The organism is Polaribacter sp. HaHaR_3_91, assembly GCF_019278525.1.
Classification (GTDB): Bacteria; Bacteroidota; Bacteroidia; order Flavobacteriales; family Flavobacteriaceae; genus Polaribacter.
Genome location: NZ_CP058986.1, coordinates 4,007,565 through 4,026,152, shown reverse-complemented (window position 1 = coordinate 4,026,152; position 18,588 = coordinate 4,007,565). Strand labels below are relative to the sequence as shown.

Genomic DNA, 18,588 nt, shown 5'->3' with positions numbered 1-18,588 from the left:
CACAAAAATACTTTTTTAAAACAAACTGTCATCCTCAATAAGTATTCTTTTTAGTTAGATTATATATTACAAATTAGAATAAATCTTAGAAATAGGGTTAAAAAGTGTACTAATACTAGCATGTTTACGTTTAATGATAAAAAAGAAATATCTTTGGGATATTAAACTTAAATGATGAAAAAATTCTTTATACTTTCTATCTTATTTTTCTCAGTATCATTTTCCGCTCAGACAGATTATAGTACTTCTTGGGAGGACTTTTACTCTTACAACAATGTAAAAGATTTTGTGAAGGTAGATGATGTAATTTATGCCTTATCAGACAATGCTGTTTTTACGTACAACGTGGTTACTAAAGAGATTGAAAAACTATCTTCCGTACAAGGTTTGTCTGGAGAAACTACAAGTTCTATTCATTATAATAGTGGTTTTAAAAGGTTGGTAATTGGTTATGAAAACGGATTGGTAGAAGTTGTAGATGAAGATGGTTTAATAACCATTTCTTCAGATATTGTTAGTTTTAATCAATCTGGAGAAAAAAATATCAACGATATTACAGAGTATAATGGTAAATTGTATTTGTCTACTCCATTTGCTATTGTAGTGTATGATATTGACAGGTTAGAGTTTGGTGATACCTATTTTATTGGTAAAGAATCTAGTGCTATAGGAATTAATGCAACAACTGTTTTAAATGATGTAATTTATGCAGCTACTGAAGACGGAATTTATACGGCAAATACAAACAATACATCTTTAATAGACTTTAATAATTGGGAACAGCAATTTAGTGGCAATAATTTTAAGGAAATAGTAACGTTTAATAATAACGTATTTGCAATTTCTGGATCGAAATTATATGAAATAAATGGAAGTGTTTTAAATGAAATAAGAGATTTTTCTCAACCAATTATTTCTATTAAAAGTTCATCTTCCTTTTTGACGGCTACTTTAGGTCAAAATTCTGTAATTATAGATACTTCTTTAAACACTGTTTTCCAATTTAGTACAACAGCAAATTTTAATTTTACTTTAAACAATTCTTTTTTTGAAGATGATACCATTTTTTTAGTAACTACAGAGTTTGGTTTATTACAAAGACATAAAGATAACGATGATTATGTAGAAATCCATCCAGAAGGACCTTTAGAAAATGATGTGTTTTCAATAGCGGCAAGCAATAACAATGTTTGGGTTGTTTATGGTGGTTATACAGATGTTTATGGACCTATTGGAAATAGAATAGGTGTTATTAGCCATTTTAACGGTAAAGAAATTGATGGAGTAAAATGGAAAAATATAAATTTAAATTCAGATGCTCCTTTTTCAGATTTAAACCACATAACTATAGATCCAAATGTAGAAAATAGAGTTTATGTTAGTTCTTTTGGAGATACAAACGTAACATCAGATACTAATAAAAATGCTACAGGAGGTTTATTAGTGATAGAAAACGATGAACTTAAAACCTTTTATAATCATTTAAATAGTCCGTTAGCAGATATTGAAGCAGCCGACCCAAACAGGGTAACGGTAAGGGTTAGTGGTACTATTTTCGACCCTGAAGGAAACTTATGGGTAACAAATGTTTTGGTCGATAGTGAGTTAAAAAAACTTTCTACAAGTGGCAATTGGACTAGTTTTGATATGCGATCTGTAGAAACAGATGCTAGTAGAGCAGGTATAAGTGAAATTGCTATTGATAGAAATAACAGTCTTTGGTATGGATCTAGAGGAAACGGTGTCTATGTATTTAATGAGAGCGGAGCTAGAAAAAAGGCATTAATTGCAACGCCTAATTTAGGGAATCTTCCGGATGTAAATGTACAATCTGTAGTTGTAGATGGTAGCAATAGAGTTTGGATTGGTACTAGATCTGGTTTGGTTATGTATAACAATGCATCAGGTGTTTTTGATGATGCTACACCAAATGCAAATGCGGTAGTTATCAACGGAAACGAGGAGGGTTTTGGAGAAAGACTTTTGGGGGATCAACGTGTTAATAGCATTGTGGTAGATGGCGCAGACAATAAGTGGTTTGGTACAGATAATGGTGGTGTAATTTATACCAATCCAAACGGACAAACAACCTTAGCCAATTTTAGTATGGACAATTCGCCATTACCATCTAATAAAATTGTAAAAATAGCGGTAGATGATAGTACTGGTAAAGTTTATTTTGCAACCAATAAAGGTATTGTAGTTTATAATAGTAAAGTGGCACCTTTCGGTGATGTTATTCCAGATATTTATGCATACCCAAACCCTGCATTAAAAAATCATGAAACGGTTACTATTGATGGTAGAAACGGGACACATTTACCAAAAGGAACCAATGTGAAAATAATTGATGTTGCCGGTAACTTAGTATATGAAACCAATGTGGTAGAAGGGCAGGAATTACAAGGGGGAAAAGTGGTTTGGAATAAAAAAAATCTTGCAGGTACTAATATAGCTTCTGGTATTTATATTGTATTATTATCTAATGATGATGCAACGGAAACAGCTGTTACTAAAATTGCAATTGTAAACTAAAATGGCTGTTGTAACTACAAAAGCAATTGTTTTAAGTGCTTTAAAATTTGGAGACTCAAGCCTAATTGTAAAATGTTTTACAGAAGAAGAAGGGGTAAAGTCTTATTTAATTAGAGGTATTTTAAAAGCTAAAAAAGGAGGGTTAAAAGCAGCTTATTTTCAGCCATTAACACAGCTAACAATTGTTGCAAGCCACAATAATAAAGGGACTTTAAATTCTATTAAAGAAGTTCAGGTTTCATACCCTTATCAAACTATTTATAGAGATATTGTTAAGCAATCTGTGGTGTTGTTTTTATCTGAAGTATTGTCTTATGCAATAAAAGAAGAGGAAAAGAATGAAGGGCTTTACGAGTATTTAGAATCGGGACTTATTTGGTTAGATTTACATGATAAAATTGCAAATTTTCACTTGTTATTTTTACTGAATTTAACCCGTTTTCTAGGTTTTTATCCAGATTTGTCTGATGCTGATAAATTGGGATTTGATTTAAGTGAGGGGGTCTTCTCTGACCTAACCTCTCAAAAAAATCTTATTTCTGGTAATTATTATTACCAATTCAAAAAGCTATTAGGAATTACTTTTGATGAAATAGAAAATGTATCTTTTGGTAAACAAGAAAGACAGATCGTTTTAAAAATTATAATTCAGTACTTCGAACTCCATTTAGATGGGTTTAGGAAGCCAAAATCACTCCAAATTTTAGAAACAGTTTTTAGTTGATACATCAAAATACCGACTAAAAAAGACTTAAGACCGCTTTGCTAAAAAACGCAAGAAACAAGACTTTTCAATATCCAATTTAATAATTCAATTCTTTAAATTATAATTTTTGTCTAAATAAATTGAACTTTATAAAGTTAACTGAAGCATAAGGTGTTTTTATTGAAGGTTAATTTTGATAGGTCTTTAAAAAGGTTTTTTAGATTGAAAAATTTCTAATTTTTCTTCTTTTTACCTTCCTCAGTAAAATTATCGTTTAATGCTCTTTCTGTTTTTATAACACTAACTAAAATAGATAATAGCACTAAAACCATTGGTTGCCAAGTTAATTCTATAGTAGCAAAGTTTACAAGAGCTAAGGCACCTAAAAAAGAAATACCAGAGTAGATTAAAAAACTTTTATTAAAATTAGCATTCGCAAAATCCCATATTTCTTGATTTAGCATTGCTTTTGGTGTTTTGTAACCATAAATTCCATTCACTTTTTTTGGAGGGAATTTCCAAAAAAGAATACTTATTAAAAATAATAACCCGTTTGTGGTAAATATATATATCAAAGTTTCACTCATAATTCTAATTTTTTAATTTTGCTATTGCCTACTTTTTCATAGGTCTTAACAATCCTTCTTGCGCTACAGAGGCAATTAATTTACCATCTCTTGTAAAAATATTTCCTTTAGATAAACCTCTAGCACCAAAAGCATTTGGAGATTCTACAGAGTACAACATCCAATCATCAAAATCGAAATCTCTAAAAAACCACATAGAATGATCTAAACTTGCGGTTTGAGTGTTTCCAAAATTGTAATTACTCGCATTTGGGTTAAATGCGGCATTTAGTATGTTGTAATCAGAAATATAGGAAAGAATTTCTTGTTTTGTTCTAAAAGCCATTTCTTGCTTTTCACCTTTTAAGCGAAACCAAACTTGCTCGTTTGGTGGTAAGTTTTCTGGTTGTAATGGGTTTGGTATTCTTACGGGTTTAAATTCTATAGGTCTTTCTATACTTAAAAAGTATTTCATGGATTTTGGTAAAAAATCACCAAACTTTTTTAACATATCATCCCAACTCAATAATTTTTCTGGTTGTTTTATAGTTGCATCAAACGTTGCCTGGTGCTCAAAACCATCTTCTTCTTTATGAAATGAAGCTGCTAGAATAAAAATAGTTTTTTCATTTTGACTTGCAGTAACTCTTCTTGTAGAAAAACTACCTCCATTTCTTACTTCTTGTACATGATAATTAATAGGAATTGTTAAATCTCCAGCCTCTAAAAAATAAGAATGTAAAGAATGTAAAAAACGATTTTCTGGTATGGTTTTATAAGCCGCATTTACCGCTTGTGCTATAACTTGTCCGCCAAAAACATTTGGACTACCAATGGTTACGCTGTTTCCGCTAAAATTATGGTTACCTAAATCTTCTAAATTTAAAAGTGAAATTAATTCTTTAGTGTTTTTCATGCTTAGTTTCTAAAGTTTTAAATGGAAATTTTTGTTGAAATGGAGTTGGTTGAACTCTTTGCAAAAATAACTTTAAAATTTTGTTTTTAATAGTTTTCTGATGACGAAGATACATGGTTAAATCTTGAGGGACTGCTCCAACAGAACTTTTTATTTCACTAGCAGTTCTTCCAAAATTAATGGTTTTTAATTTTTTATCGATGGCAATTTCTATATAATCATACAACATTCTTTGGTAAATAGCATGCTCTCTATTTAATTGATAATCTATACCTACAAAATGGGCATCTAAAGATTCTTGGTTGATAATTCCAGATACAAATCCAACAAGTTTATCATCTAAACAATAAGATTTTAAAATGTAATTTTCTCCAAACAGTTTTTTAAAATTCCTGTAAGTTTCTAAATTAAAAACACCTAAATTAAAACCTGCATTCGAGGCAACTTTTTCATACAGTATAGTCATTTCTGGCAACATTTTATCAATGTTTTCTAAAGTGACATCTTTAATTTTAATTGCGACGCTCTGTTTAAAAGCTTTTTTAGCTTTTACCCTAAATTTGGTTTTCATAGCAGCCAAATAATCATCAAAATTTTGCCAATTTTCATGGAGTTGAAGTTTCATGTTTGGTTCTACAGAAAACGGATGATAACTAAATTTTTTTAAAGTGTCTGTTATGGGTAAGGATTCCTTTGTAAAATCTTTTATAAGAAATGCATCAATTTGTTTCTTTAGTTTTTTATCAGAATTTACAAAGTGATTTATACTTTCTGCTAATTCTTTTATAATGGCTTTTTTATCTTGATTTTGCTTTATAAAAATACCATGCTCTCCACTCACAAAAGGATTCCCGCAGATAAGCAGTTGTAGCGGTTTTTTATCAGGAAACACATGAAGTTTTTTTCCAATAGTTTTTAAAATTTCGAAATCATTTTTTATAGAATTTAGTTCAAAATTAATTATTGTTAAACTGGCAAAAGCCGTTGGTATATTTTTTTGATCTACCAAAACAATATATGAAAAGGTAATTTCTGGATGATTTTTTTCGATATACTTTAAAAAATAAGGATGAAAATAACTGTTTTTTGTACAGTCTAAAGTCTCCCATATTTGGGAAGGAATTTCATCAATAGAAGAGAAAAATTTTGCAGTATTTGTATTGGCGCAACAAATCAAATTAATTATATAGTTTTAATTTTCTAAAAGAGCTTTGTTAATGCGCAAAGTTCCGTTTTCTTTGGTGAAAATATTCCTTTTTCTAAGGTAAATTTAGGTATTAACAATTTAAAACTGTCATCGGATTATTTTCAGCATTAAAAAACAGCCCATTTTAAGATTTTTAATTCCTAAAAGGATGCTGCCTAAAAATTACACTCTAATTTATTTTTTTTACCGGTAAGTAATAAGTCGTAATACAAGGGTAACTGCTTACTAATTGGTCTAGAATATTTAATTTTTAACTCAATAATTAAAAATTATAACGTTTCTTTAACATTCTTACTTATAAACTATTTAAAGTTCTGAACGTCTTAAAAGTATATTTGCAAAAATACAATACTTTATAAGCATAAATTAAAAGTACAACTAACTAATTATGAGAAAAATTATTCTAGCGATCCTAGGTATTTTAACAATCGTAGGTGCTATCTTATTAGGCAATTACCTTATTGATAAAAATCAAAAACCAAAACCAACATTTGAAAGACAAATAAAAACTGTTTTTGTAGAAAATGTAAGTAATAAAAATATTCCTATTGTTTTAACTGCAAGCGGAAACTTAATTGCAAAAAATAAAATAGAAATTTACTCTGAAGTTTCTGGAGTTTTAAAAGTATCTAATAAGTTATTTAAGGCAGGTACAAAATATAACCGTGGTGAAACTTTATTAGGTATAAATAGCGATGAGTTTTACGCAAGCTTACAGTCTCAGAAAAGTAACTTGTATAATTTAATTACGGCTATTTTACCAGATTTACGTTTAGATTACCCAGTTGAATTTAAGAATTGGGAAAATTATTTACAAGGTTTTGATATGAACAAATCAACGCCAAAATTACCCGAATTCTCATCAGATAAAGAAAAGTATTTTATTTCTGGACGAGGAATTTTAACAGCATATTATAATGTTAAAAACCTAGAAGTACGTTTGTCTAAACATCAAATTAGAGCTCCTTTTTCTGGTGTTTTAACAGAAGCTTTAGTTAGCCCTGGAACTTTAGTTAGAGTTGGTCAGAAATTAGGCGAGTTTATAGATCCTAAAATATATGAAATGGAAGTTTCTGTAAATTCAGAATATGCAGACTTATTAAAAGTTGGTAATTCTGTTGACTTATCTAATTTAGAAAAAACAAAAAAATACACAGGAAAAGTGGTTCGTGTTAATGGAAAAGTAGACCAAGTAACACAAACAATAAAAGCATATGTAGATGTAATACATGCCGATTTAAAAGAAGGTATGTTTTTAGAAGCAGACTTAGTTGCAAAATCTGAAATTGATGCTATCGAAATTTCTAGAAAATTACTAGTAGACAACCAATCTGTTTATACAATTAAAAACGATAGTATTTTAACGTTAACAAATATTCAACCAGTTTATTTTGGTAGCGAAAAAGTGGTGATTAAAGGTTTAGAGAATAATCAAAAAATATTAACACAAGTATTGCCAGGTGCTTTTGACGGTATGATTGTAAAAATTAATAAACAGTAATTAGATGAAAAAAATAATTACATATTTTATTAAATATCCTGTTGCGGTTAATGTCTTTATTATTGCATTTGTAGCTTTTGGTTTAGTGGGCGCTATTACAATGAAATCGTCTTTCTTTCCGTTGACAGACTCTGAATTAATAAACATATCTTTAGCATACCCAGGAGCTTCTCCTGCAGAAATGGAAGAAGGTGTTGTCCTTAAAATTGAAGATAATTTAAAAGGAATTGTTGGCGTAGAACGTGTAACATCTGTTTCTAGCGAAAACTCTGCAACGGTAAATATAGAGGTAGAAAAAGGAAAAGATATAGATGTTGTTTTAACAGATGTAAAAAATGCAGTAGATAGAGTTCCGTCTTTTCCTTCTGGTATGGAACCTGCCGTAATTGCAAAAGTAGAAAATATTAGACCAACCATCAGTTTTACGATTAGTGGAGACGATATTTCGCTAGGTTCTTTAAAGCAATATGCTAGAAATATAGAAAATGATATTAGAGGGATTGAAGGAATTTCTCAAGTGTCTCTCTCTGGATTTCCAGACGAAGAAATTGAAATCGCTGTAAAAGAAAATGATTTACGTGCGTATAATTTGTCCTTTACAGATGTAGCAACGGCTATTCAAAACTCTAATCTTTTAATAACTGGAGGTAATATTAAAACTGCCCAAGAAGATTATTTAATTAGAGCAAGTAACCGTTCTTATTATGGTGTAGAGTTACAAAACCTTATAGTTAGAACGGAAACAAACGGACATATAATTCGCCTAAAAGATATTGCAGAGGTTAAAGATACATGGTCAGAAACTCCAGATAGATTATATTACAATGGTAATTTAGCAATTGATATTTCTATAAGTAATACAAACAATGAAGATTTACTTTCTTCTGCGGATAAAATTAAAGAATACATTCACAAATTTAATCAGCAAAACCAAAATATTCATTTAGATATTACAGATGATAGAAGTGTAACTTTACAAGGTAGAACCAGACTTTTAATAGAAAACGGAGTGGTAGGTATTTTACTTGTGCTCTTCTTTTTAGCATTGTTTTTAAATTTGCGTTTGGCAATTTGGGTGGCCTTTGGTTTGCCTATTTCATTTTTCGGGATGTTTATTTTAGCAGCACAATTTGATGTTACTATAAATATCTTATCGCTGTTTGGGATGATTATTGTTATTGGTATTTTGGTGGATGATGGAATTGTAATTGGAGAAAATATTTATCATCATTACTATGATTTAGGGAAATCTAAAATTCAAGCAGCCATAGATGGTACAATGGAAGTAATTCCGCCAATTGTTTCGGCAATACTAACCACTATTATTGCTTTTTCAACCTTGTTTTTTGTAGATGGTAGAATTGGTAATTTTTTTAGTGAAGTTTCTACTGTTGTACTTTTAACATTAACAGTTTCTTTAATTGAAGCCTTAATTATTTTACCAGCACATATTGCACATTCTAAAGCTTTAGACAGAAAAAGACTAGAAAATGGTGAGGTAAAAAAGAAGAATGCAATTGATGCGTTTTTTAATAAAATAAACAGGTTTGCAGACGGAGGGTTAACAAAAATAAATGAAAAACTATACGTACCTTTTTTAAAGTTTTCTTTAAAAAATAAAATATTTGCTTTCTCAATACCTATTGCGTTGTTAATCTTTAGTATAACATCTATTGGTGGCGGAATTGTAAGAACATCTTTTTTTCCTTCTATTGCAAGTGATAAAATACAAGTAACCTTAAAAATGCCCCAAGGTACAAACGAACAAATTACGGATTCTATAATTTCTAAAATTGAAGAAAAAGTTTGGTTGATAAATAAAGAATATACAGCAAAACAATCCGGAAACGAGCAAGTTGTACAAAATATCATAAAAAGAGTTGGTCCCGGTAGTGCGAATGCTACTTTAAATATCAATTTATTAGCAGGAGAAAGTAGAGAGTTTTCATCACCAGAAATAACAAATTCTATTAGAGAAAAAGTAGGAAAAGTGTACGGTGTAGAAAGTTTAATTTTTGGTTCTGGTGGTAATTTTGGAGGAAGTCCAGTTGCAGTTTCTTTATTAGGAAATAATATTGAAGAGTTAAAAGCCGCAAAAGCAGAATTAAAACTAGAGTTAGAAAATAATCCTTTATTAAAAGATATTTCAGATAATGATCCTGCTGGAATTAAAGAGGTAAGCATTACTTTAAAAGACAATGCATATGTTTTAGGCTTAAATTTACAATCTGTAATGGCGCAAATTCGTAATGGTTTCTTTGGATTTCAAGCACAGCGTTTTCAAAGAGGACAAGACGAAATTAAAGTCTGGGTGCGTTATAATAGAAAAGATAGATCTTCTATTAAAAACTTAGATGATATGCAAATTGTAGCTCCAAACGGAACAAGAATTTCGTTTTCAGAAATTGGAAATTATCAAATTAAAAGAGGAGATATTGCTATAAATCATTTAAATGGAAAAAGAGAAATTCAAGTTTCTGCAGATTTGAAAGATCCAAAAGAAAGTGCAACTGAAATTTTAGATGATATTAAAACACGTGTAATGCCGTTAATAATTTCTAAATATCATTCTGTATCTCCTCTTTACGAAGGTCAGAATAGAGAGGCCCAAAAAACCATAGATTCTTTAGAATGGTTAAAGTGGATTATTTTAGGCTTAATTTATATTGTAATAGCGTTTACATTTCGTTCTTACAGTCAGCCACTATTATTACTTATAATGATTCCTTTTAGTATGATTGGGGTTGTTTTAGGGCATTATATTCACGATTTTCCAATCAACATTTTATCTTGGTTGGGTATTATTGCACTAGTAGGTATTATGGTAAATGATGGTTTAGTTTTAATAGGGAAATTTAATAGTTATTTAAAAGAAGGAATGTTGTTTGATGACGCTTTAGTTTTGGCTGGTCAATCTCGTTTTAGAGCCATTTTCTTAACTTCTTTAACCACAGTAGCTGGTTTAGCCCCTTTAATGTTAGAAAAAAGTAGACAGGCACAATTTTTAATTCCGATGGCAATTTCTATTTCTTACGGAATAGCAATTGCAACCATTTTAACCTTGGTAATGTTACCATTATTATTGTCTGTTTCTAATTCTGTAAAAGTTGGACTTAAATGGCTAAAAACAGGAGATAAAGTAAATAAAGAAGAGGTAGAAAGAGCTGTTATAGAATCTAAATTCGACGAACATGAAGATCATTAGAAATACCATATTAATAGTCGGGTTTTTATCGACTTTACAAGGAATCTCGCAAGAGATTTTAAGCAAAAAAGAAGCATTAGAAATTACCTTAGAAAATAACTTCGGAATTAAAATTGCGAACAATAATTTAGAAGTTGCAAAAAACAATAAAAGTATTTATAATACTGGTTTTTTGCCAACGGCAACGGTTTCTTCGGGAGCAAATTATAGCAATAATAATCAAACCAACACACCACAAACGGGCGCAGCAACATCTACTACAGGTGCTGTAACTAAGTCTTATAACGCAAGTATTGGTTTAAATTATATTCTTTTTGATGGATTGGGAAGAAAATACAATTATCAGCAATTAAAAGAAACCTATAATTTAACCGAATTACAAGCTAGAGAAACGATCGAAAACACCTATTTACAATTGTTTACCTCATACTTTCAAATTGCAAGGTTATCAGAAAATAAGACAAATTTAGACGAGGCATTGTCTATTTCTAAACAACGTTTACTGCGTGCAAAATATCAATACGAATACGGGCAATCAACTAAGTTAGAGTTGTTAAATGCAGAGGTAGATGTAAATAATGATAGCATTACATTAATAAGTGCCAAACAGCAATTAAGCAATGCCAAACGTGGTTTAAACATTATTTTAGGAATTGAAAAAGCAGTAACTTATAATGTTGAAACGGAGGTTAGTTTTAATAAAATGATGAATTTAGAAGAGCTCCAGCAAAAAACAATTGCTAATAATTCTACCCTTAAACAAAATGAAAAAAACATTGCTATTAGCGAGTTTAACATTAAAGTAAATAAGGCTAATTATTTACCTTCTTTAGCTTTAAATACATCTTATGGTTGGAACCAGAATGATAACGAAAACCTTGCCAATGCCTTTCAGCCAAAATCTACATCATCTAACGGATTAAATGCAGGTTTAAGTTTGTCTTGGAATTTGTTTGACGGTGGAAGTACAAAAACCAATGTTGCCAATGCAAAAATAGCATTAGAAAATCAGCAAATATTATTAGAACAACAAAAAGTAACCATCAATAATAATCTGAAAAATACTTGGGAGAATTATCAAAACCAATTATTTATTTTATCAGCACAAGAAAAAAATGTATCAACTACACAGAATAATTTTGATAGAAGTACAGAGCGTTATAAATTGGGACAAATAACATCTATAGAATTTAGGCAAGCACAAATTAATTTACTAAATTCTAAAACAGCTTTTAACAATGCTAAATTTGATGCAAAATTAATTGAATTACAACTTTTACAATTAAGTGGAGATATTTTAAATGTCAATTTTTAAAAACTGATTTTGGTCATATTTTAAAGTAACCTAATGTTATATTTTTGAGTTCAAAATTAGATGAATATGAGCTTTTTAAATATACCACAAGTTTCTTGGGTAAATGGTACCATTATGATAGGCATTTTTGCATTGGTTGTTGTTGGCCTAGTTGTAGCCGTTTACTTATTAATGAGCACAGATAAAAAAGCCAAATAATTTTATTTCCCCCCTAATATTAATAAAAGCCTAAGTTTATCTTGGGCTTTTGTTGTTGCAATAAACTAGAATATACTTTATTTTTACAATAGGTTTCACTATTTTTATAGGTGAAAAATAAAGTATAATGACAAGTAAGTTAGAGATTAATTTTGGTTACCTTTTTGAGGAAGATTTAATTTTAGAAATAGAAAAATTAGGCGTTTCTAAAAGCTTTAAAGAAGATACAACTATTATAGAAGTTGGAGATTATATAAAATCGATGCCTTTATTAATTTCTGGAGCCATTAAAATTCTTAGAGAAGATGAATATGGAGATGAGATTGTTTTATACTATTTAGAAAAAGGAGATACTTGTGCCATGACACTTTCTTGCTGTATGGGGCAAACAAAAAGTAAGATTAGAGCGGTAGCAGAAACAAATGTTGAATTAATTATGTTGCCAAAAGAAAAAATGGCAGAATGGTTAGGGAAATATAAAACTTGGCAATCTTATATTTTACAAACATATCATAACAGAATGGATGAGCTTTTAGAAGCTTTAGATACTATTGCTTTTCTAAAAATGGACGAACGTCTTTTTAAATATCTTAAAGATAAGGCAATGGTTACCCATAATGATGTTTTAAATGTTACCCATAAACAAATTTCTGAAGATTTACATACCTCTAGAGTTGTTATTTCTAGATTACTTAAAAAGTTAGAAAACGAAAGTAAAATTCAATTATTTAGAAATAGTATTAAAGTTTTAGAACTGTAACATTAGTTACTGAATAATAATAAAAGACATCCTATTTTTGTAATAAAAAGAGATGAAATTTTTAATTTTATTTATATTAGTATCTTTTATGTTTGGATGTAAAGATGCTAAGAAATCTCCTTCTTATTCTAAAAAGTCAGTTTCGGATACACAAGAACATATTGGTAAAAAGTTAATGGAAACCAATTGTTATGTTTGCCATGATGCTATAACACCAGAAGATAACCGAATTGCACCACCAATGATTACTATAAAAAAGCGTTACTTAATGAGTAATAGCTCTAAAGAAGCATTTATTAAGTCAATACAAGATTTTATTAAAAATCCAACAGAAGAGAATGCTAAAATGTACGGTGCAGTAAAACGTTTTGGAGTAATGCCAAAACAAGTTTTTCCTGAAGAAACGATCAAAGAAATTGCAGGTTATATGTTTGAGTCTGATATTGAAAAACCAGAAGGGTTTGACGAACATTATAATCAACAACATGGAAACGGAGGCGGTAATGGAAAAAGAATGCAAAGACAACAGCAAGGTCAAGGTACTAATTTTAAAAAACTATCTTACAGTGAAAAAGGATTGAAGTATGCATTAGCTACCAAAAGTGTTTTGGGTAAAAACTTAATGGGGACAATTCAAAAAAAAGGAACTCTGGCAGCATTAAATTTTTGTAATGTGCAAGCTTTTCCTTTAACAGATAGTATGTCTGTTGTACATAAAGCAACCATAAAAAGAGTCTCTGACAAACCAAGAAATATTAAAAATGTTGCAAACACTTTAGAAAAAGGTTATATTAATATTTTTAAAGAAGAGGCTAAAGCAAATAAAGAGTCAGAACCCATTGTTGTTGAATCTGCAGAAAATGTAAAGTTTTATTACCCAATTAAAACAAATAGCATGTGTTTACAATGTCATGGTAAACCAACTTCGGATATTAAAAGCACTACATTAGCCCAAATAGACAAGTTATATCCAAAGGATTTGGCGATTGGATATAGTGAAAATCAAGTGAGAGGAATTTGGAGTATTACCTTTAATAAATAATCATATAAAGTTCTTAGGCATGAGCAATTTTTCAGAAATTATAAATCAAGATAAACCTGTTTTAGTAGATTTTTTCGCAGAATGGTGTGGACCTTGTAAAACCATGAGTCCAATTTTAAAAGAAGTAAAAGACGCATTAGGTGATGCAGTTTCTATTGTTAAAATAGATGTTGATAAAAACCAATCGTTAGCTGCAAAATATGAGGTTAGAGGTGTACCAACTTTAATTTTATACAAATCTGGCAAACAAGTTTGGAGGCAATCTGGAGCAGTGCCTAAAAACCAGTTAATTACTATTATAAATAACAGTGGTAAGTAATTTAATATTAAGTTGATTAGAAATAGTTGTATAAAAAGGACATTTTTGTCAATCTAAATTTATTTCAGGTTCTTATGAAGGTAGAACTAGATTAAGTTGATGTTTTGAAAAAGTTAAGTTTTTTAAACCTTTTTTAGACAGCTTCTTTTATTTAGAAATACAATCTAAACTATAAAAACCACCACAATTTTCGGTTCTCTTTTTAGAAAATTGGGTAATTAAATATGCTGTTGTAATTAAGTTTCTTAGCTCGCATAAATCTATAGAAAGTTCAGAATGGTCATAAAGGCGTTTGTTATCTTCATAAAGTACTTTTAAACGCTTTTCTGCCCGAAGCAAACGCTCGTTAGAACGTACGATACCTACATAATTGGTCATAATAGTTTTTACTTCATTTCTATCATGTGTAATTAATACTTTTTCCATGTTTTTAATAACACCATTATCATTCCAAACAGGTATATCTTTTGGTGTTTTGGCCTTATTGTATTTTTTAGAAACACTTAGAAAGGCATTATGAGCATATACCAAGCCTTCTAATAAAGAGTTAGAAGCCAATCTATTTCCACCATGTAAACCAGTTCTTGTAACTTCTCCACAAGCATATAATTTTTTGATAGATGTTTTTGCTTTTTTATTCACATTTACACCACCACAAATGTAATGAGACGCTGGCACTACAGGAATATAGTCTTTGGTTACATCAATATTTAAAGATGCACATTTTTCTGTAATATTAGGAAAATGCTCTTTAAATTTTACCATGTCTAAATTAGTGCAATCTAAATATACATGAGGCTTTCCACTCTTTTTTAATTCATTATCAATGGCTCTTGCAACAATATCTCTAGAGGCTAATTCTTCTCTTTCATCATATTTATGCATAAAAAAATCACCATTGTAATTTCTTAGTTTTGCACCAAATCCTCGCACAGCTTCGGATATTAAAAAGGCAGGATATTCGCCTGGGTTGTACAACGCTGTTGGATGAAACTGTATAAATTCCATCTCAGAAATTTCTGCTTTTGCCCGGTATGCAATTCCTATTCCGTCTCCAGTTGCTACAGTAGGGTTTGTAGTAGTTTCATAAACTTGCCCATTTCCTCCAGAAGCTAAAAGTGTAAACTTGCTTACAAAGGTTTTTACTTTATCTTCTTTAATATCTAAAACATAAGCACCATAACAAGAAATTTTGCCATTTCGCTTTGTTTTAGTCTTTTTAGTTTGATGTTCTGTAATTAAATCTATCGCGTAATGATAGGTAAGAAATTCTATATTTGGTTGTGCATTTACTTGTGCTAATAAAGCACGTTCAATTTCTGCACCTGTAATATCTGTATGATGTAAAATTCTGTTTTGAGAATGTCCGCCTTCTCTACCTAAATCATAATTTCCTTTTTCGTTTTTATCAAACTTTGTTCCCCAATCTATTAATTCTTGTAATCTTTCTGGAGCATCTCTAACAACCATTTTAACAACCTCTTCGTCACATAAACCATCACCTGCAATTAAAGTGTCTTCTATATGTTGCTTAAAGGTATCAACAGTTTTATTATAAACGGTAGCAATACCACCTTGGGCGTATTTTGTGTTAGATTCGCTTTGTTTGTCTTTAGTAACAATAACAACTTTAGCGTCTTTGTGTTCTAGAGCAACTTTTAAAGCAAAAGTTAATCCAGAAACTCCAGAACCGATTATTAAAAAATCGGTAGAGATTATGTTTTTATCAGGTAACATTTTAAGGCGTTATTTAGAAAGTTCTAGCATTCTGTTGATAGGAATTATTGCTTTTTCGCATAATTCTGCTTCTACTTCTATATTTGGTAATTCGTGTTTTAAACATAAATACAATTTTTGCATTGTATTCATTTTCATATAAGCACATTCGCTACAAGCACAAGTATTATCTTCTTTTGCTGGAGCAGGAATTATTTCCTTATCAGGATTTTCTTGTAACATCTGAAACAAAATTCCGGCTTCTGTAGCAACAATAAATTTCTTTTTATCGCTATTTTTAACGTGGTTTAAAAGACCAGAAGTAGAACCAATATATTTGGCTACTTTAAGCATGTGTGCTTCAGATTCTGGATGCGCAATTAATTCTGCATCTGGGTGTTCTTGATATAAGTCAATCAGTTTTTCCATAGAAAAAGCTTCATGAACCATACAAGCGCCATCCCAAAGTAACATATCTCTTCCTGTTTCTTTATTTAAGTAAGCTCCTAAATTTCTATCCGGAGCAAAAATAATAGGTTGGTCTTGTGGTATAGAATCAATAATCTTTCTAGCGTTAGAAGAGGTACAAACGTAATCGCTTAAAGCTTTTATTTCTGCAGAGCAATTTATATACGTAACAACTAAATGATCTGGGTGTTTCTTTTTAAATTCTGAGAATTGTTCTGGCGGACAAGAATCTGCCAAAGAACATCCTGCTAATAAGTCTGGTAATAAAACTTTTTTAGTAGGGTTTAATATTTTTGCGGTTTCTGCCATAAAATGAACTCCTGCAAAAACAATAATGTCTGCATCTGTTTTAGCGGCTTGTTGTGCCAAGGCCAAACTATCACCTACAAAATCTGCAATTTCTTGAATTTCATCTATCTGATAATAATGCGCTAAGATAACTGCATTCTTCTCTTTTTTTAGTTTCAAAATCTCCTCAACATAATCAATATTAGGAGTTTCAATATCTAAAAATCCTTTTTTGTTGAGGTTTTTTTTTGCACTAACTAAAGTTTTCATAAAAAGTGTTTATTATTAACTACGTTGCAAATATAAACTCTATTTTGTTGGTAGGAAAATGATTGTCATCATTCTGTTAAATTATGATTATAATAAGCTAAAATATGAACTTATCTGAAGATTTTTGGGAAAACAAGTATCAAACAAACAAAATTGGTTGGGATTTAGGAGCTGTTTCTCCTCCTTTAAAAACATATTTTGATCAATTAACAAACAAAGACTTAAAAATTTTAATTCCAGGTGGTGGAAATTCTTACGAAGCAGAATATCTTTTTAATAATGGTTTTACCAATGTTTATGTGGTAGATTTAGCTAAAAGTGCCCTAGAAAACATTAAAAATAGGGTTTCAGGTTTTCCAGAATCACAATTAATTTTAGGTGATTTTTTTGAGTTAGATCAAACTTTTGATTTGATTATTGAACAAACTTTTTTCTGTGCAATACATCCTGATTTAAGAGAGAAATATGCACAGAAAATGAACCATTTGTTAGGTGAAAAAGGGAAATTAGTAGGATTACTTTTCGATGCAAAACTAAATGAGGATCATCCACCTTTTGGTGGAAGTAAAACAGAATACATAAAGTATTTTGATTCCTATTTTAATATGGATGTTTTTACTAAATGTTATAATTCTTATCCTAACAGACAGAAAATGGAGTTATTTGTGAAGTTTGTAAAGAAATAATAAAACAACAATCTAAAAAGTGTGTTTTGGGAAATATGAATTTATTTTAGACTTTCTAAAAATACTCTAAATTCATCTGTGTTGTAATTGGCCATTCCCTCATGTGTTAATACAATATTTCCTTCACGATCAATGATATAAGTTGTTGGTAAGGCAGATGATTGTAACATTGTAGGCAAATTACTAGCAAGCGTATAAATTGGCAAATTATATCCTTTTCGTTTATTAAAAGCCTTTGCCGTTTCAAAATCTTTATCGAAAGACAAGAGGATAAAAGCAACATCATTACCCATTTCTTTATGTAATTTACTAATACTTGGCATTTCTGCAATACAAGGAGGGCACCATGTTGCCCAATAATTTAGAAATATCACTTTATCTTTTAAGTCTGATAAGGAAATAATTTTTCCATTGCTATCTATCAACTTTATATTTAAATCAGCCTTTGTGTATTCCGAAATAGTTTTAGAGTTTTTTTTGTGTGTGATTTCCTTTACATCAGGGTTCATAAGACCAGTAGCCAATACGCCTCGCTGTGCAAAACCAATTACTTCTGTATGTAAACCTGTAGCATAAAGTGTAATAAGTATTAAGACAAAAACTCCGTTCTGAATCCATGTTTTCTTTGCGCTTTTATTTTTTTTCATTTTAATATTTTTTAATAAAACTTATTTCTTTCTCACTATAATTTATACTGAATATTTTACCTTTACAAGGCATACAAACATAAATAAAATAAGGCCTAACAGACGTACCTCTTGTAGCCAATCATGTTAAAGTAATATTAAATATTAGAGGCTTCTATGTGTTCTTGTTTTCTTAAATTTACCAATGTAAAAATATGGGTTTAGCTACTTATGTTACATAGGGAACGTATGGTAATGTATATT

Annotated in this window: 16 protein-coding genes; 10 read left to right on the top strand and 6 right to left on the bottom strand. The window is 30.0% G+C overall.

Annotation, left to right across the window (positions count from 1 at the left end; all coding sequences use genetic code 11):
- The first annotated feature begins 174 nt into the window (after positions 1-174).
- Positions 175-2,535, top strand: a complete 2,361-nt coding sequence (locus H0I27_RS16795; RefSeq protein ID WP_218731783.1) for a hypothetical protein — start codon at positions 175-177, stop codon at positions 2,533-2,535.
- A gap of 1 nt (position 2,536) precedes the next feature.
- A complete protein-coding gene (recO, locus tag H0I27_RS16790; RefSeq protein WP_218731782.1) occupies positions 2,537-3,259 on the top strand; it encodes a DNA repair protein RecO in 723 nt (240 codons plus the stop codon).
- Between the two features lie 215 nt (positions 3,260-3,474).
- On the opposite strand, the gene H0I27_RS16785 is transcribed toward recO, so the two are convergent.
- From H0I27_RS16785 to H0I27_RS16775, 3 genes are read right to left on the bottom strand one after another with little or no spacing between them, the layout of a single operon-like run.
- On the bottom strand, positions 3,475-3,828 hold the full coding sequence (locus tag H0I27_RS16785) for an SdpI family protein (RefSeq protein ID WP_218731781.1): 354 nt from the start codon (positions 3,826-3,828) through the stop codon (positions 3,475-3,477).
- 28 nt (positions 3,829-3,856) lie between these two features.
- On the bottom strand, positions 3,857-4,723 hold the full coding sequence (locus tag H0I27_RS16780; protein ID WP_218731780.1) for an acyl-CoA thioesterase II: 867 nt from the start codon (positions 4,721-4,723) through the stop codon (positions 3,857-3,859).
- Complete coding sequence (locus H0I27_RS16775; RefSeq protein WP_254713105.1) at positions 4,710-5,900, bottom strand: peptidogalycan biosysnthesis protein; 1,191 nt, start codon at positions 5,898-5,900, stop codon at positions 4,710-4,712. Before H0I27_RS16775 ends, H0I27_RS16780 begins: the two co-directional genes overlap by 14 nt.
- Positions 5,901-6,318: 418 nt before the next feature.
- On the opposite strand from H0I27_RS16775, the gene H0I27_RS16770 reads away from it, so the two are divergent.
- From H0I27_RS16770 to trxA, 7 genes are all read left to right on the top strand, one after another.
- Positions 6,319-7,431, top strand: a complete 1,113-nt coding sequence (locus tag H0I27_RS16770; RefSeq protein ID WP_218731779.1) for an efflux RND transporter periplasmic adaptor subunit — start codon at positions 6,319-6,321, stop codon at positions 7,429-7,431.
- Between the two features lie 4 nt (positions 7,432-7,435).
- Positions 7,436-10,636 (top strand): efflux RND transporter permease subunit, encoded by a 3,201-nt coding sequence (locus H0I27_RS16765; RefSeq protein WP_218731778.1) that lies wholly within the window; start codon positions 7,436-7,438, stop codon positions 10,634-10,636.
- On the top strand, positions 10,623-11,951 hold the full coding sequence (locus H0I27_RS16760; protein WP_218731777.1) for a TolC family protein: 1,329 nt from the start codon (positions 10,623-10,625) through the stop codon (positions 11,949-11,951). Before H0I27_RS16765 ends, H0I27_RS16760 begins: the two co-directional genes overlap by 14 nt.
- A 66-nt stretch (positions 11,952-12,017) precedes the next feature.
- A complete protein-coding gene (locus tag H0I27_RS17725) occupies positions 12,018-12,149 on the top strand; it encodes a hypothetical protein (RefSeq protein ID WP_261972279.1) in 132 nt (43 codons plus the stop codon).
- 127 nt (positions 12,150-12,276) lie between these two features.
- The gene (locus H0I27_RS16755; protein ID WP_218731776.1) at positions 12,277-12,909 is read left to right on the top strand and encodes a Crp/Fnr family transcriptional regulator; all 633 of its coding nucleotides are present in this window, start codon (positions 12,277-12,279) and stop codon (positions 12,907-12,909) included.
- Between the two features lie 52 nt (positions 12,910-12,961).
- Positions 12,962-13,951, top strand: a complete 990-nt coding sequence (locus H0I27_RS16750) for a DUF3365 domain-containing protein (RefSeq protein WP_218731775.1) — start codon at positions 12,962-12,964, stop codon at positions 13,949-13,951.
- A gap of 19 nt (positions 13,952-13,970) precedes the next feature.
- Positions 13,971-14,270 carry a thioredoxin gene (trxA, locus tag H0I27_RS16745; protein ID WP_208890527.1) on the top strand — a complete coding sequence of 100 codons (300 nt, stop codon included), beginning with the start codon at positions 13,971-13,973 and terminating at the stop codon, positions 14,268-14,270.
- A gap of 147 nt (positions 14,271-14,417) precedes the next feature.
- Here the strand turns inward: trxA and nadB are convergent, their stop codons facing one another.
- Both nadB and nadA read right to left on the bottom strand, forming a co-directional pair.
- Positions 14,418-16,007, bottom strand: coding sequence for an L-aspartate oxidase (gene nadB / locus H0I27_RS16740; protein ID WP_254712699.1), 1,590 nt, complete (start codon positions 16,005-16,007; stop codon positions 14,418-14,420).
- 9 nt (positions 16,008-16,016) lie between these two features.
- Positions 16,017-17,012: a quinolinate synthase NadA gene (gene nadA, locus H0I27_RS16735; RefSeq protein ID WP_165731697.1), complete on the bottom strand. Its 996-nt coding sequence runs from the start codon at positions 17,010-17,012 to the stop codon at positions 16,017-16,019.
- 104 nt (positions 17,013-17,116) lie between these two features.
- On the opposite strand from nadA, the gene H0I27_RS16730 reads away from it, so the two are divergent.
- Complete coding sequence (locus tag H0I27_RS16730) at positions 17,117-17,698, top strand: methyltransferase domain-containing protein (RefSeq protein WP_218731774.1); 582 nt, start codon at positions 17,117-17,119, stop codon at positions 17,696-17,698.
- Between the two features lie 41 nt (positions 17,699-17,739).
- Here the strand turns inward: H0I27_RS16730 and H0I27_RS16725 are convergent, their stop codons facing one another.
- Entirely contained in the window at positions 17,740-18,345 is a 606-nt protein-coding gene (locus H0I27_RS16725; RefSeq protein ID WP_218731773.1) for a TlpA disulfide reductase family protein, read from the bottom strand.
- Positions 18,346-18,588 lie beyond the last annotated feature (243 nt).